General features: G+C 69.3%; 21 protein-coding genes and 2 pseudogenes. 14 read left to right on the top strand and 9 right to left on the bottom strand.

Going from position 1 to position 24,341, the window contains the following annotated elements:
• Positions 1-3: 3 nt before the first annotated feature.
• Positions 4-309, top strand: a pseudogene (locus tag AQJ64_RS52105) (Tn3 family transposase); the annotation flags it as partial.
• Positions 310-408: 99 nt separating this feature from the next.
• Here the strand turns inward: AQJ64_RS52105 and AQJ64_RS36650 are convergent.
• The gene (locus tag AQJ64_RS36650; protein ID WP_055634002.1) at positions 409-993 is read right to left on the bottom strand and encodes a DinB family protein; all 585 of its coding nucleotides are present in this window, start codon (positions 991-993) and stop codon (positions 409-411) included.
• Between the two features lie 183 nt (positions 994-1,176).
• Entirely contained in the window at positions 1,177-2,493 is a 1,317-nt protein-coding gene (locus AQJ64_RS36645; protein WP_055634003.1) for an MFS transporter, read from the bottom strand.
• Between the two features lie 88 nt (positions 2,494-2,581).
• Between AQJ64_RS36645 and AQJ64_RS36640 the strand changes: the two genes are divergently transcribed.
• Positions 2,582-3,559 carry a winged helix-turn-helix domain-containing protein gene (locus AQJ64_RS36640; RefSeq protein ID WP_055634004.1) on the top strand — a complete coding sequence of 326 codons (978 nt, stop codon included), beginning with the start codon at positions 2,582-2,584 and terminating at the stop codon, positions 3,557-3,559.
• Between the two features lie 319 nt (positions 3,560-3,878).
• Here AQJ64_RS36640 and AQJ64_RS48555 read toward each other — a convergent pair whose 3' ends face one another.
• The 3 genes from AQJ64_RS48555 to AQJ64_RS36625 all read right to left on the bottom strand — a co-directional run bounded on the left by AQJ64_RS48555 (position 3,879) and on the right by AQJ64_RS36625 (position 6,839).
• Positions 3,879-4,367: a sigma-70 family RNA polymerase sigma factor gene (locus tag AQJ64_RS48555; protein ID WP_063788720.1), complete on the bottom strand. Its 489-nt coding sequence runs from the start codon at positions 4,365-4,367 to the stop codon at positions 3,879-3,881.
• A gap of 501 nt (positions 4,368-4,868) precedes the next feature.
• The gene (locus tag AQJ64_RS36630; protein WP_055634005.1) at positions 4,869-5,732 is read right to left on the bottom strand and encodes a DUF3592 domain-containing protein; all 864 of its coding nucleotides are present in this window, start codon (positions 5,730-5,732) and stop codon (positions 4,869-4,871) included.
• A gap of 3 nt (positions 5,733-5,735) precedes the next feature.
• Positions 5,736-6,839, bottom strand: coding sequence for a hypothetical protein (locus AQJ64_RS36625; RefSeq protein ID WP_055634006.1), 1,104 nt, complete (start codon positions 6,837-6,839; stop codon positions 5,736-5,738).
• A gap of 284 nt (positions 6,840-7,123) precedes the next feature.
• Between AQJ64_RS36625 and AQJ64_RS36620 the strand changes: the two genes are divergently transcribed.
• The 4 genes from AQJ64_RS36620 to AQJ64_RS36610 all read left to right on the top strand — a co-directional run bounded on the left by AQJ64_RS36620 (position 7,124) and on the right by AQJ64_RS36610 (position 11,779).
• Positions 7,124-7,567, top strand: coding sequence for a hypothetical protein (locus AQJ64_RS36620; RefSeq protein WP_157880930.1), 444 nt, complete (start codon positions 7,124-7,126; stop codon positions 7,565-7,567).
• Positions 7,548-8,123, top strand: coding sequence for an integrase core domain-containing protein (locus tag AQJ64_RS52495; RefSeq protein WP_099053956.1), 576 nt, complete (start codon positions 7,548-7,550; stop codon positions 8,121-8,123). The genes AQJ64_RS36620 and AQJ64_RS52495 overlap by 20 nt, the downstream gene beginning before the upstream one ends.
• 44 nt (positions 8,124-8,167) lie before the next feature.
• On the top strand, positions 8,168-9,676 hold the full coding sequence (locus tag AQJ64_RS49300) for a hypothetical protein (RefSeq protein WP_157880932.1): 1,509 nt from the start codon (positions 8,168-8,170) through the stop codon (positions 9,674-9,676).
• A gap of 111 nt (positions 9,677-9,787) precedes the next feature.
• Positions 9,788-11,779: a WD40 repeat domain-containing protein gene (locus tag AQJ64_RS36610; RefSeq protein ID WP_055634009.1), complete on the top strand. Its 1,992-nt coding sequence runs from the start codon at positions 9,788-9,790 to the stop codon at positions 11,777-11,779.
• Between the two features lie 161 nt (positions 11,780-11,940).
• Here the strand turns inward: AQJ64_RS36610 and AQJ64_RS36605 are convergent, their stop codons facing one another.
• Positions 11,941-12,375, bottom strand: a complete 435-nt coding sequence (locus tag AQJ64_RS36605; protein WP_055634010.1) for a Hint domain-containing protein — start codon at positions 12,373-12,375, stop codon at positions 11,941-11,943.
• Positions 12,376-12,518: 143 nt separating this feature from the next.
• On the opposite strand from AQJ64_RS36605, the pseudogene AQJ64_RS36600 reads away from it, so the two are divergent.
• Together AQJ64_RS36600 and AQJ64_RS36595 are read left to right on the top strand one after the other, a co-directional pair.
• Positions 12,519-12,785, top strand: a pseudogene (locus tag AQJ64_RS36600) (alpha/beta fold hydrolase); the annotation flags it as partial.
• A 103-nt stretch (positions 12,786-12,888) separates the two neighbouring features.
• Positions 12,889-14,571, top strand: coding sequence for a CocE/NonD family hydrolase (locus AQJ64_RS36595; RefSeq protein WP_055634012.1), 1,683 nt, complete (start codon positions 12,889-12,891; stop codon positions 14,569-14,571).
• Positions 14,572-14,951: 380 nt separating this feature from the next.
• On the opposite strand, the gene AQJ64_RS36590 is transcribed toward AQJ64_RS36595, so the two are convergent.
• Both AQJ64_RS36590 and AQJ64_RS36585 read right to left on the bottom strand, forming a co-directional pair.
• Entirely contained in the window at positions 14,952-16,481 is a 1,530-nt protein-coding gene (locus AQJ64_RS36590) for an aldehyde dehydrogenase family protein (protein WP_425315622.1), read from the bottom strand.
• A gap of 183 nt (positions 16,482-16,664) precedes the next feature.
• The gene (locus AQJ64_RS36585; protein ID WP_157880819.1) at positions 16,665-16,991 is read right to left on the bottom strand and encodes a hypothetical protein; all 327 of its coding nucleotides are present in this window, start codon (positions 16,989-16,991) and stop codon (positions 16,665-16,667) included.
• Between the two features lie 66 nt (positions 16,992-17,057).
• Between AQJ64_RS36585 and AQJ64_RS49295 the strand changes: the two genes are divergently transcribed.
• From AQJ64_RS49295 to AQJ64_RS49290, 3 genes are all read left to right on the top strand, one after another.
• Positions 17,058-17,375 carry a hypothetical protein gene (locus AQJ64_RS49295; RefSeq protein WP_157880820.1) on the top strand — a complete coding sequence of 106 codons (318 nt, stop codon included), beginning with the start codon at positions 17,058-17,060 and terminating at the stop codon, positions 17,373-17,375.
• Complete coding sequence (locus AQJ64_RS36575) at positions 17,365-18,708, top strand: TniQ family protein (protein ID WP_055631835.1); 1,344 nt, start codon at positions 17,365-17,367, stop codon at positions 18,706-18,708. Before AQJ64_RS49295 ends, AQJ64_RS36575 begins: the two co-directional genes overlap by 11 nt.
• Positions 18,709-18,982: 274 nt before the next feature.
• The gene (locus AQJ64_RS49290) at positions 18,983-19,159 is read left to right on the top strand and encodes a hypothetical protein (protein WP_157880821.1); all 177 of its coding nucleotides are present in this window, start codon (positions 18,983-18,985) and stop codon (positions 19,157-19,159) included.
• A 68-nt stretch (positions 19,160-19,227) separates the two neighbouring features.
• On the opposite strand, the gene AQJ64_RS36570 is transcribed toward AQJ64_RS49290, so the two are convergent.
• The gene (locus AQJ64_RS36570; RefSeq protein ID WP_055631836.1) at positions 19,228-20,238 is read right to left on the bottom strand and encodes a sugar ABC transporter substrate-binding protein; all 1,011 of its coding nucleotides are present in this window, start codon (positions 20,236-20,238) and stop codon (positions 19,228-19,230) included.
• Between the two features lie 279 nt (positions 20,239-20,517).
• Here AQJ64_RS36570 and AQJ64_RS36565 point away from each other — a divergent pair, with 279 nt between their 5' ends.
• From AQJ64_RS36565 to AQJ64_RS36555, 3 genes are all read left to right on the top strand, one after another.
• Positions 20,518-21,555 (top strand): LacI family DNA-binding transcriptional regulator, encoded by a 1,038-nt coding sequence (locus tag AQJ64_RS36565; protein ID WP_055631837.1) that lies wholly within the window; start codon positions 20,518-20,520, stop codon positions 21,553-21,555.
• 502 nt (positions 21,556-22,057) lie between these two features.
• Positions 22,058-23,149, top strand: coding sequence for a sugar ABC transporter substrate-binding protein (locus AQJ64_RS36560; RefSeq protein WP_055631838.1), 1,092 nt, complete (start codon positions 22,058-22,060; stop codon positions 23,147-23,149).
• A gap of 106 nt (positions 23,150-23,255) precedes the next feature.
• The gene (locus tag AQJ64_RS36555) at positions 23,256-24,341 is read left to right on the top strand and encodes an ABC transporter permease (RefSeq protein ID WP_079062148.1); all 1,086 of its coding nucleotides are present in this window, start codon (positions 23,256-23,258) and stop codon (positions 24,339-24,341) included.

The following is a 24,341-nucleotide window of genomic DNA, read 5'->3' as shown; positions in this document are numbered from 1 at the left end:
ATCCGCGGCACCATCCACCAGGCGTACCGGGACGGCAAGGAGGACCAGCTGCTCGCCTCGGCCTGGTCCTCAACGCCATCGTGCTCTGGACGACCCGTTACATCGACGCCGCCGTCGCCCAGCCCCAGGCCGAGGGCCACGAGATCCGCGAGGAGCACATCCCCCGGGCTCTCCCCGCTCAAGCACCGCAACCTGAACCTGCTCGGCCGCTCCAGCTTCACCGCCTCGACCCCGGCCGCCGGCGACCTGCGCCCGCTGCGGGACCCGGACGGGCCCGAGCTGGACGAGGACGACGAAGGCGTGGACTGAACGCCCACATCGGGTGACGCGGGCATATCAGGTGGCCGGGGTGCTCGGAAATCGCAGTGCCGGTAGGGGAGCTGATGTCAGACTGCTCGGAAGGTCTGATTAATCCTTGATTGATGCGGCCGACCTGGCGGCCTGCTCGATCTTCGCGCAGTACGCTGCACGGGCTTCCTCGTCGATCTGCTTCTCGTGTTCGGCGCGCAATCCGGTCCGGCCGTCGAGGCCCTCGCGCAGGATGTCGGCGTGCCCGGCATGCCGGATGGACTCGCCGAGGACATGGACCATGACGGCGAACAGGTTCGTGTCGGCATAAGGCTCCGGCCACCACGGCACATGGCCGGGGGCGTCGAGGGGAAGCGCGGTGATCGTCGCGTCCGAGTGTTCCCACGTGCGCCGGTAGAACCCGATGATCTGATCGCGGGTCTCGTCCTCGGTCGCCCACAGATCGCTGCCGTCGGAGTCCTGCCACCGGGACAGCGGTTCCGGGGAAGGGCGGTCGAAGACCTCGCCGAAGTACCTGGCCTCGACGGTGGCCACGTGCTTGACCAGGCCGAGGAGGTTGGTCCCGGTCGCCGTCAAAGGTCGGCGGGCGTCGTATTCGGACAAGCCATCGAGTTTCCAGAGCAGCGCCTCGCGGTCCCGCCGCAGTCTCCCGAACAGGTTGTCCTTCGCGAATTCATCGATCATGCGGCATGAACCTTCCACAGGCTGTTCGTGGATCTCAAGATCCCGTACGTGGTCCGCAACGGCTGGCAGAGCCGAGGCTTAGGACTCCTTACACCATGAGCTACCGGGAATGACTGGCTGTCGGAGAGACGGGTGAGGGTGGGGTGCGTGACGGCTCACGGCTGCCGACCCGGCCTACGACGGTTACTGTGCAGGAGAACTACACGCATGCTGTTCGGTGCCGTTCTCTGATCCCGTTGAGCAGTTCGGGACGGGCGCGGGGGAGGTGGGCGGGAGCCAGGTGAGGATCCAGCCGGCGGTAAGCGCCGCACTGCCGCCTGCCAGGGCGATTGCGCCGCCCGTTCCGATGCCTGCGGTCACCGCGCCGAAGCAGGCCGGCCCGACGCCCTGCAGCGTCATGCTGCCGGAGCCGAGCAGACCGAAGGCCTGGCCCTGACCATCCTGCGGCAGGGCGTCCAGGAACGGCCGTTGCAGGCCGAGGCCGTAGGCGAATCCGAAGCCGCAGAGCAGCAGCAGACAGGACGAGACGCCCACTCCGGGCTCGGCAGCGAAGCCGACCAGCGGCAGTCCCATCAGCGCAATCAACGGGACCACCAGTCGCTCCCGGGTGGGCGGTCGTAGCAGTCGGCCCACCAGAAGGTCACCGACAAGCATGCCGACCGGCAGACAGCCCATCAACACCGCGTACCAGCCGGGCGCGAAGTGGCGTCCTCCTGCGTAGGCGACGATGAGGCCTTCCGCGCCCGCTACGAACGCGGGCGGTAGCCACTGGGCCAGCATCAGTCGTCGCACCGTGCGTCCGCGCAGCAGCAGGCCGGCACCGTGCAGGCTTGCCCGGACGGCCCCGCCATCGCCCCGAGCGCTGCCAGGTGTGCCGCCGAACTCTCCGGGCTGCAGCCGGGGTAGCCGGATGCGGACAGCAAGCGCGCAGCCGAAGTAGAGCGCGGCGCTGACCGCGAGCGCCCGGTGCGGGCCGACTACCGCGACGACCGCACCTCCCAGCGCCAGACCGGACAATTGCGCGCCGGAGGCAGCGATGTTGTTCAGTGAACGGCCCAGTACATAGGCGTCGCCCTCCAGCGACTGCGCGACCAGCCGACTCGACGCGCCGTGAAACACCGGTGTGGCGAGGGCGACCAGCGCCACGACACCGAGGCTTGCCGCGATCGGCATCCGCACCAGGGCGAGCAGCAGGGCGGCGGCGCACATCAAGGCGTAGCCGCCGGTGATGAGCGCGCGGGGCGGCAGTCGGTCGGCCAGTGAGCCCAGCAGCAGCGAGCCGAACAGTTGCGGGATGAAGCCGATGCCGAAGGCCAGTGCGCTCAGCAGCGGGGAGCCGGTGGCCGAGAAGACCAGCACCGAGAACGTGGTGATCCGCAGCGCGTCCGCAGTGATCGCGACGGTGCGGGTTGAGAAGAGCAGCCGGAATCGTGGCTCGGCCAGCACCTCCCGGTAGGTGGCACGGTGGTTGCCCTGCGCGGGCTCGGCGGTTGGGGTCATGACGCGCAGCCTCGCCTTGCGCCCACGCCACTCACCAATGATTCGTCGCTGGACGAATCGGAACAATGTCCCGCGGTAGCATGGCAGAGTGCTGCGCTTCGAAGTCTCCGTCGAGGACCTGCTGCGCAGCCGCTTCGCGCTGTCGCCCGCGCTGGACCTCTGCTTGCTGCTGCGCTCGCTCATCGGCCAGGGCCAGCCGCTGCCGCGAGCCTGGGCCGCCCGGCTCATGCCGGCCTTTGAACGGCTTCGCCGCGAGACCGAACTGGACGCCGCCCTCGCTCTGCAGGCCCCGCAATCGGGACCGAACTTCGTCGCCCCGCCTCCGCGCGGCCTCAACCAGACCTGGGCGGACGACCTGGCCATGATCCGGGCCACACCGTTGGAAGCGGCCCGCCACGAATTCGCCACCACCGCGACCGGCCCGTCTGCCCGCGATCCCCGCGTACGCGCGGTGCTGGATTCGCCGGACGCCGTCTCCAGGATCGCCGAGGCGATGGACCGGGCATGGCACGAGATGCTCGCCGCGGACTGGCCACAACTGCGCGCGATCTGTGAGCGCGATGTCGTGCACCGGGTGGGTGTGATCGGCGAACACGGATGGGCCACGACCATCGAGAGCCTGCACCCGGGCATCGCCTGGCGCGCCGGTGGTATCGAGGTCGGCTTCTTCCGAGGCGGAACAGTCCGCCTCACCGGCGACGGGCTGCTGCTCATCCCTTCGGTCTTCGTCGGGCATATCGCCGCCCACCTGGAAGCCCCCTGGCCCAGGACCTTGGTCTATCGTGCCCGCGGCACCGCCGCCCTGTGGGGCGAACAGGAGACCACCCCCCAACCGGACGCGCTGACTGCTCTGGTCGGCCGGGCCCGAGCACGGCTGCTGTTGGCGCTGGACGCCCCGGCCAGCACCAGCCACCTCGCCCGAAGCCTCGCCATGGCACCCGGCGCGGTAGGAGACCACCTCTCCATCCTGCGAGGCGCGGGGCTGCTCGTCCGCGCCCGGTCCGGACGGTCGGTGCTCTACCGGCGCACCCCGCTCGGCGAGGCACTGGTCGCCGGTTCGGGCTGAGGGCTCGGATCAGCACAGCAGCTCTACGACCAGCAGCTCGTCCGACTCCCAGGCGTCCAACGCCTGACTTCCACCTGGTCATGAAGAACGTCGTCCAGGACAGACCGCTGCCCGAATGGCCGCACCCTCGCCCCGGCCGCCCTCTCTGTCGGCAAACGATCGAATGACGACAGGTGGGGCGGACGTCCGATGAACCCCACTTTTCGGGGCCTGACGACGACTCGGATCCAATGGGATCCGATGGCAGTTGACGACAGGGTTACGAGGCGTTCGCGGCCGGTGCGGAGTGGGGAGCGGACGGTGGCTTCCTCGTTGCCCATCACGTCGGCGGCTTCGGCAGTGGTGAAGCCCATGCCGTAAGCAGGATCGCGTCGCGCTGGCGCTCGCTGAGTGAGGCGACGGCGGCGTTCAGGGCGATGGCGTCGGTCAGTGCGTCGTAGGGGTCTTCGATGTGGTCGGCGACGGCGAACTCGAAGGCGGCGGCCTCCATCAGTTCGGGCCGGCGCCGGCGTTTGCGGCGCATGTCGATGACGCGGCGCTTGAGGATGGTCCAGGCGTAGCCCTCCAGGTTCTCCGTCTCGAGCATGCGCGGCCAGCAGTCCATGACCGCGTCGAAGGTCAGGTCGACGGCTTCCTTCGCGTCGGCGTCCGAGCCGAGCTGGAGGTAGGCGTAGCGCATGTAGTCGGTGCGGCGCCGCTGGTGGAAGCCCAGTACGCCATCTGCGCGGTCATGTCCCTGGTCGATGGGCACCGCGTGCGGCACCCGCACGGCGCCGCCTGTCTCCTCCTGGCCCATGTCGCTGCTCACGATGCCTCCCGCTGGGTCTCGGAGGCGCGGGCCGGAGTGCGGCCGCTGGTGAGCTGGGCGATGCCGATCCGGACCCCGGCCGTGAGAAGCCGACGGCACCCGCGGACCACGTCCGGGCCGAACACCGCAAGAGCAAGCGCGATTTCGAGCAACCACGCCGCAGCATGTGCTGCACGTGTCCTCCTCTGTACCTGAAGTACGCGCGGAACAACGGCCCGTCGCCGGGCGGTACTCGGCACGCGGGCGAGGTGCTGTACCGGAAGGCGGCCTGGTCGGTGCCGTAGAGCACGGCGCCCGGATCGCGTACGGTGCCGATGAACAACTGGCCGGGCCGGGCGGGCTTCTTGTAGTGCACCAGTGCCCCGAGCCACCGCAGCGGCACCCGGAGCTCGGATCTGCCCACGGTGAACAGTTCGAACACCCCACGGTCCACGCGCAGATGCAGGTTCTCGTAGTCGAACGTCAGCGGCTCCAAGGCGGGAAGACAGTCCGGCTCCCGGGTCACAGCGCGACCACCCCCACCACGGCCGCCGCCGCCACGACCAGCACACCCACCACGTTGACGACCATGTCCCGCTTCCAGGAGCGGCGTTCGGCCTCGACGTCCAGGACGAAGAGGGCCGGGTCGTCGGGGGCGTAGTGGATCGTGAGGTTCAGGCCCCGTGATCTGGCGGGGTCCGGGATTCCGGACTCGCAGTAGGCCGTGACCTCCCTGCCGTCGAGGGTGGTGAAGGTGACGACCGGCATCAGGTTGGTCAGGGTGTGGCCGTCGTTGGAGTCGACGGTGACGCTCTTGAGGACGGCGACGACACGGCCGGATACGGCGACCATGGCTGCCAGTTGGTCGATACGGCGGTTCCTGTCACGGATGTTCCCGGGCAGGTGGTACAGGCCGGAGAGGGCCCAGGGCCCGCCGAAGCCGAGCAGCGCCCACGGCCAGCCCCAGTCGATCGCGGCGACGGCGACCAGACCTGCGTAGACGAGGAAGAGCGCGAAGTTCGCCCAGCCGAGGCCGCGCCCGCCTTCGGAGAGGTGGTTGGTGAACCGGAAGGCGTGGGGTCTGCCGCGCGGATAGTGGACCCCGATCTCCCGGCCCGTCCAGGCCACGCTGATCCTCTCGCCGCGATCACCCTCGTTGGTGACGGTGAACTCCTGCCCGCTGGACGGGTCCTGGAAGGAGACGACCACGGCTATCCCGTCGCTCGGGGAGCTTCCGTGCCGGGGCTCGTCCACCCGCTCGATCCGTCCCGTCGCCCGGACCGTCCGCTGCGCCCGGGTCATCCCGGCCAGCGACCTCCCGTATCCGACCAGTGCCCACGCGCCGAACACCCCGCACCACAGCACCAGATACACATGCCGGTCCATGGATCAGCCTCCTGCCGGGACGCGCCGTACGACCTTGCCCTGCCCGTCCGCCTCCAGATAGGCGGTGCCTTCGGAGCCGGTCACGGAGATCCTGAGGGCCACCGCGCCGGTGAGGCGGTCGGCGGTGAGCTGCCAGGTGCGCGGGGAGCCGACGCCGAGCGTGGTCGTGGCCTCCTTCACCAGGGCCGGAACACGGTCGTACGGCAGGGAATCCAGGTCGAGTCGGGAGGCCGCCTGGGTCCCGGTGGGAGCGAAGACGACCGTCAGCAGGCGTTCCTGTACGACGACGGTGAGCGCCCGCTGCTTGTCCACGCCCGTGGCGAGCGCGGCGACGGAACGGCCCAACCTGCCCTCGTCCAGGAAGGACTGACCGGGGCCGAGGGCCACCGTGCCGGACGCCGACGACACGGTGGTCGTGGACGACGAGGAGGTGCTGGAGGAGGAGACCGAGGGCCGCGCGGTGTCGGAGTCGTCCTGGTCGAACAGGTTCGCGCGGAACAACAGGACGACCAGGGCCGCGCCGAGCAGCAAACCGAGGAACCCGACCAGGGTGGCACCGCAGCCTTCCCAAGGGTCGCTCGCCCGGGCCGGTCCGGGTGCCGAGTCGAGGCGGGCCGAGGCGGCCCGTTCCTCCCAGTCCGGTGTCGGTCGTTTGACGATCCTCACCTTCAGCGGCCGGTCCGGCGGGTACTGGACGACCAGGATGCCGCGCGGCCTGTAGTCGGGCAGGTCAGCGAGGTTGATGTCCTGCGTGAACTCGACGCGGTACGCCGGTGCGTCGTCCGGTGCGACGGTGAGGTCGAACTTCACCGGTATGTCGCTCGTTTCACCCCCGACGGCCTCCAGGCTCTCGATCATCGCGAGGGCCAGGTGCGGCGGGACCGCCGCTTCCCGGGCGCGTCTCGGCAGGCCGGCGAGGTGGCGGATCAGGACGTAGACCGCGAGCAGGCACGCGCCCCCGACGATCAGCGGCTCGTTCTCAGTGACGATCCCGACGACGACGGCCGCCAGGGACGCCCCCGTCACGCCACCCGTGAGGAACCCCCGGGCGAGCGCGACGGGCCTGTTGTGCGTGGGCGGCGGCGCGGCGCTCGTGGTGATCGTCATACGGGCGATTGTGCTGGGCTCAGGTGACGTCCGGTAGACCTCAGCATGATCTTCCGGCAGGTAGCGGCGCTGGGCTGGTGCTGCACGGCGCTGAGTTCGCCCAGTGTCGGAGTGGCCGGTGCCGGCCGGAGCACTCGCGGTCGATACGGACCGGTGGCGAACGCGTCCGCTGTTCCTCAACCCCCGGTGTGGAGCGGTAACGCTCAGTGTCGTTGAACAGCTCTGTGCATGGTGTGCCAGCACGACCGATGGTGGTGTCGGTGGGACGGTCGATAGTGCCGGACATGGCAGATCGCAGTGCGGTCCTCCGGATCGTCACGTCAGCGGCGCGGGAGTCCCTGAAGCCGCTCGGACTGACCCAACGAGGGCGGTCGCGGCTGTGGATTGATGATCACGGGTGGTGGCTCGGGGTTGTGGAGTTCACCCCGCCGCGGACGCCCGGCAGCGGTCTGTACGTCGGTGCGATGTGGCTGTGGCACGACGTGGACCACCTGGCCTTCCACGTGGACGCAGTCCGCACAGGCCCCGAGCTGTTCCGCACGGAAGGCCAGTTCACACCGCTGGCGCTCGACCTCAGCCGACAGGCGGCTGCGAACGTGACCGTGCCAAGGGAGAAGTTCCCGGCGCTGCCGGCTGTCGGCCGATACCTGACGTCGAGGCCGGTGCGGCGGGGATTCCTCTTCCCACAACACACCTCTCTGATCAGGAGTGTTGCTACGACTGGTTGAACCCGGTCAGGACACCAGCCGAGCCTTCGCCGACGCCTGCGGCCGGGCGGGCGTCATCCAGAGCAGGAGTGCCGTCGGCAGTCCGGCGGACAACGCACTCGCCGAGTCCTTTGACGCGACCTGCAAGAGGGAGACGCTCCAGGGCCGCAGCTCCTGGGCCGACGAGCACGAAGCCCGCCTCGACCTGTTCCGCTGGCTGCACCGCTACAACACCCGACGCCGCCATTCCAGCCTCGGACAACGCAGTCCCACCGCCTACGAAGCGGCACGCGACACACCATCAACTACCCTGGCCCCAGCCGCATGGCCCGGGTCCAAGACCGGGCCAGGGCCCTTCGTCGCTCCTGGCGTACCCCATACGGCCTGCCCCGATGGGCTCTTGCCGTCGCGGCCGTACGGCATCGGCCGCCCGGATGGTGAGCGGATCTCCGTGGTGATCCGACGGGGTCCCACCGTACTGTTGGGCCGCCTGCGCGGGTGCGCAGCCGGGGGCTATACCAGGGGGCACCAGGCATGCCGGAGGGGTTGGCCCAGTGGGGGCCAGAGCTTTTCATGATGCGGGAACGGGAGCGACGTCGCGGCCTGGCACCGGAGAAGGACGTGGGAAGGGACATCCTGCAAGGGGGGTTCGAGCCCTGCCTGCTGGCCCTGCTGCGGCTGTCGGTGGGCCGGGATCCGGGCACCGATCTCACCAGTGGGTGGTTCCCGAGGGCGCTCGCCCGCACCGGTCACCTCGTCCGCGCGGCTGAGCTGGCGTACACGATCAGTGACGAGCTCAAGCAGGGTACGGAGCTTGTGGAGCTGGTGAAGGCCGCGGCGGGCGCGGGAGACCTGGGCGGCGCTCAGGCGCTGGCCGAGTCGATTCCCCTGCGGCAGCTGCGGGACCAGGCACTGGTCGCCCTCGTGCCGAGGTGGGCCCGTGCCGGTGAGCGCGCCAGGGCTGTCGCTCTGGCGGAGCGGATCCGCTACCCGCACAACCGGGGGTGGGCCTGGGCCCTGCTGGCGAAGGCGGCGGCGGACAGCGGCGACATCGATGAGACGCTCAGGTTCGCCGCTCGCGCCGACGACGAGGTGAGTTCCTGCGCTGTCGACGGGACGGAACAGGTGCTCGCCCTCCTCGTGGAGGTGGCCGTCGCCACCGGCGACCATGACCGGGCCGCCGCACTCGCCGATCGCGTGGAGGACATCACCCGGTCCCGCAACCCGGCGGGGTGGTCCAAGCCGCGGTCCCTGGCGGTGGTGTTGGCCCGCGAGGCGCTCGGGGGAGACCTCGACCGGCTCGACGCTCTCCTGCAGCCCCCGCCCGGACCCGCCGTCGGGGCCGGGGGCACGGTATGCGGGTGGGCGCTCGGCGAGGCCGGCGACCAGGACATGGTCCTGGAAGGAGACCTGGACGAGACCGCCGCTGGCCCGTTTTCCACCGGATCCCCGCTCGGCGCCTGGGACATGGCCTGTGTGCTGGACGCGGTCGCCGAAACCGCCGGCCAGGACGTCGCCCTGGCCCTGGCCGACCGGGCCGAAACACTGCTCGAGACCGGCGACGGCCGTGATCACGACATTCTGCTGAGGTCCGTGACACTCCTGCTGGCCCGGCATGGGCAGGTCGAGCGGGCCATGTCCCTCACCGACCGGCTCGACCCCGTTCTGTCCGTGGCGCGGCAGGCGGACATTGTCGGGGAGCTGGCCCGCTCCGGCGACACGGGCGGGGCCGTGGCTCTCGCCCACGCGATCACCGACCGCCGGGCACGGGCCAGGGCTCTGATCGAAGTGGTCCGGGAGCTGGCCCGGCGCGGCGATCCGGGCCGGGCCGGGGCTCTCGCCCACGCGATCAACGACCGCTGGGCACAGGGCGAGGCACTGCTCGCGGTCGCCCGGGAGCTGGCCCGGCACGGCGATCCGGGCCGGGCCGAGACTCTCACCCGCTCGATCGCCCACCGCGGGACACGAGCCCGCGCACTGGCCGCACTCGTGGAGCTGTCCGAGCCGTCCCGTGCCTGCAGGCTCGCCGCGCAGGTGGTGGTTCTCGGCGGCTGGGATCCCGTTCTGCCGGTCCTGGAGCGGATCGTGCCCCGTTCAGTGGCAGTGGTCGTCGATCAGATGATGAGCTGAGCAAGAGGCTGTCGGACGCCGAGCCCCCTGATTGTCAGTGCCGATTGCGAGACTTGTTCCATGATTCCGAAGCTGCCCTTGCACAGCCCTCGTTGGCGTGACCTTGACGGTGTGAAGGCCGAGGAGGTGAAAGCACTCCTGGAGCAGTTGGCCTCCGCGGCTGCCACCGAGGACGGCGATGCGTGGAGACAGACCTGGACCTGCCTGGCCGCTGGTCTGCTGGACGACGGGACCGTCTCCGACGGCGCCTACGCGGCCCTGCCGCATCTCGTCGAGGCGGCAGCGGCCCTGCCTCCGGGGCAGTCCGTGGACTTCTGGGTGGACCTGGGATGCATCGTGACCGCAGAGGACAGGCCCCCCGTCCCGGCCGATCTCGAGGCAGGGTTCAGCGCCGCACTGCGGGCGGCCGAGGGGGCGGCCACACGGAGCCTCCTTTCCGCTGGTGTTCCCGCGCAGGTCTGCGCCCACCTCGTGCTCTCCTGCGTGGCCTTCGCCGGTCACCACACGGGCGAAGCGCTATGGCGGCTTCACGATCCCCGGGAAAGCGGCCTTCAGCTGGTGTGTCCCGGGTGTGAGAGCGACACCGAGATCCCCGACTTCTTCGTGGACCCGGTGCGTCCGTCTTTCGAGGCTCCGGAGTTGCCTGATCCCGCTCATGTCCGTGAGGGAGAGCAGCCCTGGGGCGAGGTCGCCGCAGCGTTGCAGGACGAGGCGCTGGGAGAGGGGTGGGAGCCCTTCCTGCGGGTGGCACGCGAGGTCGCGGCGGCCGGGGTACCCCGCGAAACGCCGGGGCAGGCCGTCCTGTGCCTGGTCGCCGGCATGGTCGCGGTCAATGGCAGCCCGCAGTGGGCCGGGAGGGAATGGGCCCGCAAACTGATGTTGCTCACCGGACACTTCCGCTGCTGGGACTGCGAGCGGACCTGGACGATCGCCGACGGCCTGGCGGAGAACCCGGACAGTGCGCGCCCCCAGCACCGTCCGACTAAGGCGTGGACGAACTCCGATGGGTCGGCTGCCGTGGTGGAGTCGGCGGCGGCCGGGCGATCGGGTGAAGCGGCGACTCGGTTCCGGCAGGACGGGAACGCGGTGCTCGCGGCCGACGGCACACCCTGGGGCCGTATATCGACATTCTTCGATTCCGCGCCCGGTTCATCCGGGGGTGTCAACGCACTGGCGGTGGTGTCCCGCCCCGGTCGGTCAACGCTCGTGGCCGGCGCCGGGGACAGGGGCGAGGTGTGCCTGTGGGACGTGGCCGACGGCCGACTCATCCATGACCCGCTGCCAGGACATCCTGACCGTATCCGTTCGATGACGGCCCTGTCCCTGCCCGACGGCCGCGTCCTGCTGGCGAGCGGAGGCGACACCGGGACAATCGCCGTGTGGAACCCGGTCACCGGGCAGCCGGTTCGCGAACCGGCCGGGGACTGGCCCGGCGGGGTGACCGGGATGTGTACCGCGACCATCCCCGACGGCCGCACCCTGCTCGTCACCGCCACCCCCCGAGGCGCGGTCCGGCTGTGGGATCCGGACACCGGTGAGTGCGTGGGGCGCCTCAACCCCTACGGGAGTCCGATCCAGTCGATCGCCGCCGTCTCGATCTCCGCCGGCCACACGTTGATCGCGGCCTCGGACACCGCGGGCCGCCTCCACGTGTGGGATCCAGCCGTCGACGACCCTTGGGAGCCGGGCGCGGCCGTGCAGCTGAGCGCGCGTGCGCTCGCCGATGCCGACCACCGTGTGGCGGCTGTGGCGACTGTTCCCACACCCGGCCGAGCCGTGCTGGCCACGGGAGACGACCAGGGCGTGGTCATGCTGTGGGACCTTGCCACCGGCGCCCCGATCGGCGACGGTCTGCCCGCCTCCACAGGCACCGCCGGCCTACCGGTCATCACCGCCACCACCGCGCATGACGGGCGCACGGTCCTGGTCACCAGCACCCGTCACGGCCACCGACTGCGGGTATGGGAACCGGAGACCGGCGCGGTGGAGCACATCGCCCTGGATGCGGCGCTCACCTGTGTGGCCACCGCGGGTCCAGACCTGATCGTCGGACACGACCGCGGAGTCCTCAGCCTCCCGCTCAGGTCGAGTGCGGCAGGATAGATGACCAACGAGGCCCCCGAGCAGCGTGGTTGAGACGTCAGACATCTCGATCAACAGCTCGGGGGCCTCGCTCGTTGCGCTTCGAGGACCGTCACCTGATCGGTGGCCAGCTCGAAGAAGCTCGGTGAACGGGGCTATCCAGGACGGCTCCGACGCCGTGATCACACCAGCCACGGCGAGATCGTCTCACCGGCCTTGACCCGCTTCTTCAGGTCCGGGACCCAGAACGGGTGGGTGTCCGTGGCCACGATGCTGGAGTACTTGCCGTCCACGGATATGACGATCTCGGTGAAGTCCTTGTCGTCTTCCGTGGTGATGGTGTTGACGACCCTCTTCCCGACGGTTTCGCCAGTTTCTGCGTCCGTCGTGAGGACGATGTCGCCGACTACGACGTCTTCGATGGCCTTTTTCGTGCCATCCGCAAGGAGAACGCCAGTTCCTGGAAGGAAACTGTGACATTTGGCAAGCAGACTGGAGGCTTTTCCGAGGCCGTATCCCACGCCACCGCCCGCAGCACCCCATATGGCGCCCTCGGCCATGTCACCGAGCTGGCCCACAGCACTGTGATCGGCGCTGTCCGACAGCGCATTACCCACGGCTGCACCAGCCGCTCCGGCGATGGCACCACAGCCTGCCGCAGCGCCAAAACCTACACCTCCGGTTGCTAGACCCGCGCCTACCGCCGAGCTGATACAGAGTCCGCCGACCGTGAATTCGGTAGCTACCTGACCAATGACCGCTGGGCCGCCGTCCCGGATACCCGGGCGTCGCCCGGGCCGTGTACCAGAGCCTGCCCAGCCTCATCGCCGCCCGCTCGCGCTACCGAGAGGTCAAGGCGCCCGTCCATCTCGTCTACGGGGAGAAGGACTGGTCCCGTCCTTCGGACCGGCAAGCCGACAAGGAGTTGCTGCCGGCCGCCGACTTCACGCAGGTGCCGGGAGCAGGCCACTTCATCGCCCTGGAACGGCCCGACGTGCTGGCCGACCTGCTGAACGCGGTGGCGTGACCGCCCTGAGGGCGCTGTAGTCACCCCCGTTCGGGTGTAGTGGGGGACGGGGACCAGGTTCGAGCATGCGTCTGACAGCGTCGTGCATGCAAAGGAGCAGCGCGTGGCAGAGATTCAGGTCGAGTTCGATGTTCCGGCCGAGATGCGAGACGGCACCGTGCTGCGCGCCGATGTCTACCGGCCCGGGGGCGCGGGGCCGTGGCCGGTGCTGCTGAGCCGACTGCCGTACGGCAAGCAGATGGCCCTGGCGATCGCCCTCCTCGATCCGCTGGCGGCGGCTCGGCGTCGCTTCATGGTGGTCCTCCAGGACACCCGCGGCCGGTTCGCCTCCGAGGGTGAGTGGGAGCCGTGGACGTACGAGGAGAGCGACGGGTACGACACCGTACGGTGGGCCGCCGCCCTTTCCGGCGCGAACGGCTCCGTCGGCATGATCGGCGCCAGCTACTTCGGCAACACCCAGTGGATGGCGGCGCTGTCCAAGCCGCCGGAGCTGAAGGCGATCGCGCCGATGGTCACGTGGTCCGAACCGGACGACGGACTGTGGACGCGCGGCGGCGCGATCGAACTCGGCATCACCGCGCCCTGGTCCCTCATGATGGGCGCCGACGCGCTGATGCGCCGGCACAGCACCGACCCGGCCACGCTCGTGAGCAGCCTCGGCGGACTCGTGCAGGATCTCGACGGCCTGGCCGACGGCGGTTACGGCGAACTGCCTGCCGGGCGGTTCCCCGCGTTCGTCCGGCACGACCTTCCCGAGCTGGGCTACGAGAGGTCCCGGCGGGAGCCCGAGTGGGCGCGGTCCTGCCGTGTCGCGGGCCGGCACGACGAGGTCGACCTGCCCACCTTCCAGGTCGGCGGCTGGTACGACATCTTCACCCAGGGCACACTCGACAACTTCACCGCCATGCGCCGCGCCGGCCGGTCCGCCACGCTGATCATGGGTCCGTGGAGTCACACCAACCAGCAGCACGTCATCGGCGACGTCAACTTCGGGTTCGGCGCGAACTCCGCCTTCATGGGCATGCGCGGACCCCTGCACGGCCTCCAGCTCGACTGGTTCCAGCGCACGATCGGCGACGGTGAGGCGCTGGAGCCGGACACGGGCAGGGTGCTGCTGTTCGTCATGGGCGTCAACCAGTGGCGCGAGGAGACGGAATGGCCCCTGTCGCGGGCCGTGGACACGGACTTCCACCTGCGCGCCGACGGACGCCTGACGCAGGAGCCGCCCGCTGTCGCCGAGCAGGCCGAGGAGTTCACCTACGACCCCATGGACCCGGTGCCCACCACCGGCGGCGCGTTGCTGATGTCCGACGAGTTCCGTCCCGGGCCTCTCGACCAGAGGGACGTGGAGGCGCGTGAGGACGTCCTGGTCTTCACCACCGAACCCCTCACCGAGGACATAGAGGTGACCGGCCGCGTCAAGGCCGTGCTCTTCGCCGCCACGGACGGGCCCTCGACCGACTGGGTGGCACGGCTGTGTGACGTCGACGAGCACGGCGTCTCCCGCAATGTGACCGACGGCATCGTGCGGGTACGGGCGACCCCGGCTGAGCCGGCCGAGCACGTCGTGGACCTGTGGTCGACCAGCATCGCCTTCCGGGCAGGGCACCGCATACGGGTCCAGGTCACCTCCAGCAACTTCCCCCGCTGGGACCGCAACCTCAACACAGGCGAACCCGAGGAGAGCGCGTCCACGGCCCGAGTGGCCCGCCAGCAGGTCTTCCACGACCCCGCCCGGCCCTCCCGCATCGTGCTGCCGGTGGTTCCGGCCCGCCAAGAAGCGTAGGCACCACGCCGGGACGGCCACGCCGCCGGCCGACCTGCGGCAGCACGTCCAGCGGTGGTGCGGGGCCGCGAAGCCGGCTGTACTCGGTGACCCGGACGGTTCCGGACGGCAAGGTACTGATCGACTGTTCCCATCCGGCTTCGACGGCGGTCCCGAACGAGCCCCTGAATGGGATCGGACAACAAACAAACCCCAGGCTGTTGGCCTGGGGTTTCATCAGGGAGCGGGTGACGAGAATCGAACTCGCGCTCTCAGCTTGGGAAGCGACGGCGCTTGGAGAGCCGGATGCCTTCTGAGCTGGTCCTATGTGCTCTGGCGTGGCGCCCGGGAGCGCAGCATCGCACCGCTGGTGACCGTGATTGACCGGTCTTACGGGCACGCTATGGGCACGCCGTCGGCTCGGAGGCTCGGGGGAGTCTCAGTGGGCTGCCGACCGCCCAAGACCTGGAAGCGGGCCTCGGCCAGGAGGGAGCCGTCGCCGGAGTACACGGCCGACACCACGGCCCGCTCGCGCCCGTCGGCGAGGCCGTGCCACCAAGCCCCGCCGACGGGCGCACCCCCCTCACAACTGGATGTTCACGGCCTTGACCTGGGTGTAGAGATCGATGGCGCCCTCGCCGAGTTCCCGCCCCCAACCGGACTGCTTGTACCCGCCGAAGGGGAGTGCCGTGTCGAAGGCGTTGTACGTGTTGACCCAGACCGTGCCGGCCTTGAGTCGGCGGGCGGTGCGGTGGGCCTTGGAGATGTTCGCGTGTCCAGACGCCGGCGGCGAGGCCGAAGTCGGTGTCGTTGGCCTGGCGGACGACGCCGTCGTCGGTGGAGAAGGGCTGTGCCACGACCACCGGGCCGAAGATCTCCTCCCGTACGACACTGAACTCGGGCTTCACGTCGACCAGGACTGTCGGCTGCACATAGAACCCCGTGTCGCCGTGCCGCCCACCACCCGTCAGCGCGCGGGCGCCGTCGGCCAGGCCCTGCCGCAGGTAACCGGTCACGCGGTCGGCCTGGTCCTGGTCGATCAGCGGGCCGACCTCGGTTGCCGGACCGAGGCCGGGGCCCAGTTTCGCCTGGGCGGCGAAGTCGGCGACGGCCTGCGTGAACTCGTCGAAGATCTTGTCCTCGACGAAGAGACGGGTGCCGGCGACACAGCACTGGCCGTGGTTGAACAGCCAGGCGCCCGCCGAACCGGACACCGCCGCTTCCAGGTCGGCGTCCGCGAAGACGATGTTCGGGCTCTTGCCGCCCAGCTCCAGGGAGACCTTCTTCAGGTTGCCCCGCGCCGCGTCGACGATCTTCTTGCCGACTTCCGTGGAACCGGTGAACGCCACCTTGTCCACGTCGTGGTGCGAGGCGAGGGCGGCGCCCGCCTCGCCGAAGCCGGTGACGATGTTGAACACACCCGGCGGGACGTCGAGTTCCTGGATGATCTCGCCCAGCAGGAGGGCGGTCAGGGGGGTCTGCTCCGCCGGTTTGAGGATCACGGTGTTGCCGGTGGCCAGGGCGGGCGCCACCTTGAACGCCGCCATCAGCAGCGGGAAGTTCCACGGGATGATCTGGGCGCAGACCCCGACCGGCTCGCGCAGGGTGTACGCGTGCCACTCGGCGCCCGGCACCCACGGCACCGACACCGGGATGGTCCGCCCTTCGACCTTGGTGGCCCAGCCCGCGTAGTAGTGGAAGATGTCCGCCGCCCAGGTGACGCCCACCGCCTGTGCCACGCCCGCGGACTTGCCGTTGTCCAGCGCCTCCAACTGGGCGAAGTCCGCGGCCCGTTCGAGGATCCGGTCACCGATCCGCCAGACGAGCCCGCTCCGCTCGGAGGGGGTCATCCTGCTCCACGGGCCCTCGGTGAAGGCGCGGCGGGCGGTGGCGACGGCCCGGTTCACGTCCTCGGCCGGGCCATGGGCCACATCGGTGACCTTCTCGCCGGTGGCCGGGTCGTGGGTGGCGAAGACGGCGCCCGCCGGGCGCTTCCACCCGCTCCCCGTCGATCAGCAGCTTCTTGGGGCCGCTGGAGATGAAGTCCCTTACGCGCTGGGTGAGTTCGTAGGTGCTCATGATGTGCGGCTCTCCTTGTTCGTCGGTGGAACAGGTCAGGTCAGGAGCATCAGCGCCATCGCGGCGGCCATCGCCGGGCCGCCGATCCGGGCCAACGGGTGCGGATGCGAGGTCCGGGGTACCGCCCCGAACCGGGCCACGGCCCACAGCGCGACGACGGCGACGGCGGCCCAGGTGGACGACCGGTCAGGCAGGGTCTCCTCGTGCATCGAGGCATGTCCGCCGAGCGCCGCCCGCCAGTGCACGAACAGCAGCCCGGCCATGCCCAGCAGGTCGTACGCCACCGGCAACCGCGCCGTGAGCAGGTCGTCGTCCCGTTCAGCTACGACACCGCCGAGTCCACCGACGCCTGGATCCAGCACCTTGCTGGCATCGAAGACCAGGTCCGGCTCTTCCGCGCGGAGGCCGGGATGCTGACGGAGGGCGTCATGCCCGAGTACCTCTTCCGCCGCACCCGGGGCATCGTCGGGTTGCTGGAACGGCTGATCGAGGACGGCTGCACCCAGGCCATCGACTCCGGCGACGAACGGCTCACTACTGAGCTGCTCGACGAGATCGACATCAATCTCGGCAATCCCGCAGGTCGTCTGCCCGACGCGGGAGAGGTTCCCGACGTTCCCAAGCCCCCGCGGAGACGAAGCCGAAGCCCGTCGGCAAACGTCCGCGTAACAACGTCTTCGACGACCGTGGCCTGCCCGGCTCGGCCGCCGGCTGAGAGCAAGGGGACACCCGACGATGCTCCGTGATCCACTGCCGCTCAGCCTCGACCCTCTCGAAGACGAGTCGCTGCCTGGCTACCTTCTGCGCCTCTCGCACCGGCTGGAACACACCCCCGCCCGCGTCATGTTCCTCACCGGCCTGACCGTGACCGACCGCAGTGAGGCACGGCCCCGCCTGAGCTCCATGGTCCACCTGGATGCCGACACCGCCGCGGTGTTCAGCACGGCCGCCCGTCTCACTCCGAGCGAGACCGCGGCGCTCTGCCTGAGCGCCTTCGAAGAGCGCTATCCCTACGCGGCGCCGGCCTTCGCGGACAAAGCCCGCACGATGGATGGCAGGAAGGTCATCAGAACGGAACGGTGGCTGTTCACCACCTCGACCCGCTACTGCCCTCAATGCCTCGCCAGCAACGGCAGCACCATCCAGAACGAGCACGGCGGGGCATGGCGACGCAGCTGGCGCCTCCCGCCCGTCTTCGCCTGCATGCGCCAGCGCGTATTCCTCGAACACCTCTGCCCGGTCTGCCAGCAGCCTGTCCACTTCGCGCCGGGCTCGGGCGCCCGCCTCCTGCCTCGGATCAAGGACCACAGGCTCCACCCCCTGCAGTGCCGAACCACCCTCCCCACTCTCGAAAGGCCCTTCGATCCGCCCAGCTGCGGGACACGGCTCGACACCACTGCCAGCGTCCAGGGCCCACCACCCGCTCACGAGCAGCTCGTCCTCCAAGAGCGCCTGGCCGCGCTCCTGAGACCGGACGGTCCCGGCACAGCTCAGAGCCTGGGAGAGCCGATCCCGCCGGAGCAGTACTTCACGCAGATTCGATGGCTCACCTCACTGCTGTCTCTCACCTGGCCAGCAGGCAGCGACCTTGTCTCCTCCACCACCTCGAGCGACGAATCCCGCGCCTGCGCAGGGTTCCTCGAAGCCGCAGTACGCATCACCGACCAGCACAGCCCTGCCGAGGCCATCGATCTTCTGCGGCCAGTTCTCCTCAGCATGGGCGACCTCGGATGGAAGACCGTCTGGGGCCGCCGCTACCTCCTGGACCAGCCGCCCATCCAGCAAAGGCTCCGGCTGACCCTCGATCCGCTGATCCTCATCAAACCCACCAGCCTCACCCGGCGACAGACCATCGCACACCGGAGGAAGTACGGCCCCGTGGTTCGACCGGCATTTCCGGCATCTGGACCTCACCGGCATCAGCCCGCGGGTCTTCCGGCGCGCCATCTGCGTTCGCCTCTACCAGGAAGCGACCGGCCAGCCCGCCAGCAGCGCACCCGAATTCTTCGGACACCACCGCCCCCACCACGCGCCCGGTGCCGCAACCGCCCTCGGACGATGGCAACGAAACACCGATAACCCGGAACTATTCGACGCAGCCCTCGCTGGCCTGACCGCCGAACTCGAAGCGGCGAAACACCTCGTCAACTATCAAAGGCGTCGAGCACGCATGCGCAAGTGGCAGCTATCAGACGCAGATTGGCAAGCCATCTCACGCTGCTTGCCAGAACCACCGGTCCGAGGCAGGGGAATCCTCACCGCCTCGGAGCAGCCAGCCGCCTCCACGTTCGTCTGGTGCCTCGTGACCCAGGGAGAACGGCATTTCGCACCCTGGGTCATTCAAGGCGGACAGATGGACCAGATCCATGAGGTCCTGAAGAACTTCCGCTATGCCAAACCGCACCGCCGACACCGCCCACTGCTGGACATCCTCACCGCCCTGGCGGTCCGCCTCGCCGACGCAGTCGACGCGGACAAGTTCAAAGCCAGCAGCTTGAACATCCACGACCTTCTGCCCCTTGGAGACTGAGCCTGTCCGCGCCTGCCAGCGCCGACACGGATCGCAGACAAAGCTTGCCCGTCACGGGCACACCGCACTCAGCGCGTACCTTTGGCCGCGAAGGAAGCGACGGAGTGGATGTTGGCCTTGTCGACGAAGGCAGGACCGGTCAGGACCGGCTCCTCGCCGCCGCCCATGTAGTTGCCGTTGGTCTTGTACAACCACAGCGAGTCGACCGCCAAGTAACCCTGTAGGTAAGGCTGCTGGTCCACGGCGAACTGGATGGCCCCCTTCTCGACGGCCGTTACCAGTTCCTTGTTGAGGTCGAACGTGGCGACCTTGGCCTTGCTGCCTGACTCGGAGACCGACTGCACCGCCGTCAGCGCGAAAGGGGCTCCCAGCGTGACGACGTAGTCGATGGAGCGGTCCCGGGCGAGCTTCGCCTCGATGGTGGATTTCACCGAAGGCATGTCGGTGCCGTTGACGTAGAGGATGTCCGTCCTGCCGCCGAGGGTCTTCTTCACGCCCGCGCAACGCTGTTCGAGATTCACGTCGCCCTGGGCCTGGATGACACACAGGGCGTGCTTGGCGCCGGCGCCGTTCAGGCGGGTCCCCAGAGCCTGGCCGGAGACCGACTCGTCCTGACCGAAGAACTCCAGCAAGCCCTGTTCCTTCCAGACGGACAGCCCTGCGTTGAAGCCGACCACCGGGATGCCGGCCCGCTCCGCCTTGGCGACCACACCCTTCATCGCGTCCGGCTTGGCCAGAGTGACCGCGATGCCGTCGACTTTCTGGTCGATCGCGTTCTGCATCAGGGCGGCCTGATCGGACGCCGTCTCGTTGTTGGAGTAGATCAGCTTGATGTTGTCCTTGGCGGCCGCGGCCTCGGCGCCTTTGCGGACGGTGTCCCAGAAAGTGTCACCGGACGGCGCATGGGTGACCATCGCCACCGTCATACGGGGCGTGTCGGCCTTCCCGACCGAAGCCTGGGCGGCGGACTGCTCGGCCTTCTTGCCGCCGGATGCGCTGGAGCAGCCTGCAAGCACCAGCGCTGCCGCGGCAACGGCCGGCGCCACTCTGCGGAGGCAACGTGCGGGGAACTGGTTCATGGTGCTTGCACCTCACTGTGCGGGGCGGAGAGGCGAGGATCGGGGGCGTCAGGGCGGCCGTCGCGAACTCACAGCCCGGTTCCGGTTCGTGGCCGCCGAACGGCGACAGTGCCCGGCCGTGGGCATATGGGCCTCCCCTTCAGGCGCCCGGTGCGCCGTGGTCGTGGCATGTGGGGCTACGCCACCATTCCATGAATTAAAACGCTTTAATCACTGCTATCATCAACACCGCCACTGGCATGCGTCAAGGGTATGACCCCAAACCCACCAGGAGGTGACGTGGGCGACTTCGAGAGCGCCGGCCCCGCCGGCGGCAACGGCGCATCCCCTCGTCCCCGACTGGAGGACGTCGCCGCGCGGGTGGGTCTCTCCACCGCCTCGGTCTCTCTGGTGCTGCGCGGTGTTCCCGGACCCAGCGAGCGCACCCGCCAGCGTGTCCTGAAGGCCGCGGCCGACCTCGGCTACCGCCCGGACCGCACCGCCAGCACGCTGGCCAGTCGCCGCAGCAGGCTCCTCGGCGTGGTGATCGACGTCCACAGTCCGTTCCACGCGGAGCTCGTCGAGCACCTGCACACGGCGGCCGAGGAGATCGGGTACGACCTCGTCCTGAGCACCCGGACCCGGACCCGGACCGAGAGCACCGCGATCGAGACCCTCCTGGCCTTCCGGTGCGAGGCGCTCATCCTGCTCGGCTCGGAGTCCGCCGACGCCGAACTCGCCGAGCTCGCCCGCCGGGCGCCGGTCATCTCCCTGGGCCGCCGGATCATCAAGGCCGGCCTCGACGTCGTGCGCACTGCGGACGACGTCGGAGTCGGCCAGGTCGTCGACCATCTGGTGGAGCTCGGTCACCACTCCATCGTCTACGTCGACGGCGGCAAGGGCGTCATCGTCACCGACCGCCGCCGCGGTTACCGCTCCGCCATGCGCCGCAACACCCTCGACGCCCACATCAGGGTCCTGCACGGCGGAGCCACGGAACACGCCGGCGAGCTGGCAGCCCGGCACTTCCTGGAAAGCGGCGACCTGCCGACCGCCGTCGTCACCTACAACGACCAGTGCGCCATCGGCATGCTCACCGCCTTCCGGCGGGCCGGAGTCGACGTCCCGGGCAAAATCTCCGTCGCCGGCTACGACGACGACACCCTCTCCCGGCTCGCCTCCTTCGACCTCACCACGGTCAGCCAGAACGCCGAGGAACAGGCGCGGCAGGCCGTCACCGCTGCCGTCGAACGCCTGGACCACGGCCGCACCGCCCCTCGGGAGATCGTCCTCACTCCCGTCCTGATCGCGCGCGGCACCACTTCCGAGCCACGCTGACCAAGGCTTGTCACACCCGCCTCTCCGCACGCCGATATACGTGGCCATTGCATCATTCGAGGGGTCACGGAAAGATATCGGGAGCTGAAGGTCGCGCGTCAAACCCTTGACACACGCCCGAAACGCAAGCATGCTCTGGCCATCGCTTAAAGCGGTTTAAAAGATCCTTGAGCGTGAGGCGTCCGCCGCCCGGCAAGCCTCGTCCACACCCATCTGCCACCGTCCTTGACCTGAGGAAAAACCCCGCAGAGGGGCCAGGCTCGAACGGCAATACGGTCCGTCTCCCCGGGAATTCCTCCGCCGAATTCCAGAGGTCCGTATCCCGCCCGTCCACGCCCGCTTTTCTCCGATCGCGCACCGCGACCCCGCATCACGATCGGCACCGCCAGAGCCGCGGCGGCACCGGTTTCCGGCCGCACCGACGTCCCGAAGAACCGCCGCACGATCGTCCCCGGCGCCTCGTCCTCCCCGCGCCGATCGCCACGAAGGAGCACCGCAGCACATGGAACGCACCCATACCCGTCGGCCACACGGTCGCCGTCTTCCCCGCAGACTGCTGGCCACGGTCGGCCTGTTCACCCTGGCCGCCTCCGCACTGACCGCCTGCGCCAGCGGCAAGGCGACCGACGACAAGGCGGGCACGGCGACAGCGTCTGCCGCGGCCGGCTCGGACTCGGGCGCCAAGAGCAACGGCAAGGTCTCCGTCTACGTGATCGGCGGCAAGGCCGACGACCCGTTCTGGTCCGCCGTCAAACGCGGCGGCGAGGACGCGGCGAAGGTGGTCAAGGCCGGCGGCGGCTCGGTCACCTTCCTCGGTCCGCAGAACTACGACAACCTCGGCCCCGATGCGGCGAAGCTGACCCTGACCGCGCTCTCCCAGAACCCCTCGGCGATCGTCGTCCCCGACTGGGTCCCGGACAGCCAGGACGCGGCGATCAAGCAGGCCGTGGCCAAGGGCGTCAAGGTCTTCGTCTACAACTCGGGCGGCGTCGAGGCGGCGCGGCGTACCGGCGGCCTCAAGTACATCGGCTCCGACGACTACGAGGCCGGCAAGGCCGGCGGCGTGAAGTTCGCCGAGTCCGGTGCCAAGAACATCCTGTGCGTCAACACGGTGCCGGGCGCGGCCAACTCGGAGGCCCGGTGCAAGGGCATCGCCGACGGCGCCAAGAGCAAGGGCGCCACCTCCAAGCAGCTGCCGCTGCCCTCCTCGAACTTCGGCAACCCCTCCGCCGTCACCCAGGCCATCAAGGGCGCACTGCTCAAGGACAGCAGCGTCGACGCCCTGGTCACCATCGGTGTCCAGGACGCGGACAGCGCCGCCTCCGCGATCGAACAGGCCAAGGCCGGCGACAAGGTCAAGCTCGGCACCTTCGACCTGTCGACGAGCCAGCTCAACCGGATCAAGGCCGGCAAGCAGCTGTTCGCCATCGACCAACAGCCCTACCTGCAGGGTTTCTACGCCGTCTCCATAGCCAACCAGTACCTCTCCTACGGCGTGATCCCGCCCCAGAACCCCCTTCTGACCGGCCCGCTCCTGGTCACCTCCGACAACGTCGCCGCAGCCATCGCAGGTACCGCGGCCGGCGTCCGCTGAGCACCTCGGGCGCCGGGTCCGCACGTCGGGCACCCGGTATGGACCTGGTGCCCGAGGCCCCCGCTCGCAACCCCCAACCGAGATTCACGAAGGTGACACCAGACCGATGACTTCCTCTCTTCCCGACACGGTCGGCATCACGGCCGAGACGACGGCCGAGTCGGCGCCCGACGTCTCCGCACTCAAGCGCACCGAAAGCCCCCTGGGCCGGCTGCGGCACCGCCCTGAGGCGGGCGCACTCATCGGAACGATCAGTGTTTTCGTCTTCTTCGCGATCTTCGGCGGTGAGAAGTTCCTGGCCGCGGCGGGTGCGGCGAGCTGGCTGAACATCGCCGCCGAGCTCGGCATCATCGCCATCCCCGTCGGGCTGCTGATGATCGCCGGCGAACTCGACGTCTCCGTCGGCTCGGTCCTCGCCGGCTCCTCGATGACACTGGCGATCGTCTCCGGCCACTGGGGTGCGCCGATGATCGTCGGCATCGTCCTGGCCCTCGGTCTCGGCCTGCTGATCGGCCTGCTCAACGGCATCATCGTCACCCGCACCAACGTCCCGTCGCTGGTCGTCACGCTGGCGACGATGGCCGGTGTCGCGGGTCTGACCCTGGGCCTGTCCCGCGTCGCGACCGGCACGACGAGTGTGGCGATCAGCCCCGACCCGTTCTCCAAGGCGGTGTTCGGGCAGTTGATCGGCGGGCAGTTCGAGGTGGCGATCTTCTGGTGGATCGGCATCGCGGTGCTGGTCTCGGTGGTGCTCCAGATGATGCCGTACGGCAACTGGATCTTCGCGATCGGCGGCGACAAGGAGAGCGCCCGCGCCACCGGCATCCCGGTGACGAAGGTGAAGATCGCCCTGTACATGGCCAGCGGCTTCGGCGCCGCACTGGTCGGCGTGATCCAGACCATCCTCTACAACGGCGCCCAGGTCGCCAACGGGCAGTCCTTCGTCTTCAACTCCATCATCGCCGTCGTCATCGGCGGCGTGCTCCTCACCGGCGGCTACGGCTCCGTCATCGGCATCGCGCTGGGCACGCTGACCTTCGCCATCGTCAACCAGGGCATCTACTACACCGGCTGGAACTCCGACTGGGCCAGCCTCATCCTCGGCGTCCTCATCCTCACCGCCGTGCTGATGAACAACACCTTCCGCCGCCTGGCCCTGTCCTACAAGCCCCGTTCCGCGAAGAAGGTCTGA

This window comes from Streptomyces griseoruber, from assembly GCF_001514205.1.
In the GTDB taxonomy this organism is placed as follows: Bacteria; Actinomycetota; Actinomycetes; order Streptomycetales; family Streptomycetaceae; genus Streptomyces; species Streptomyces griseoruber.
Note: the sequence above shows the minus strand (reverse complement) of the source record. Positions and strands in the feature narration are given on the sequence as shown.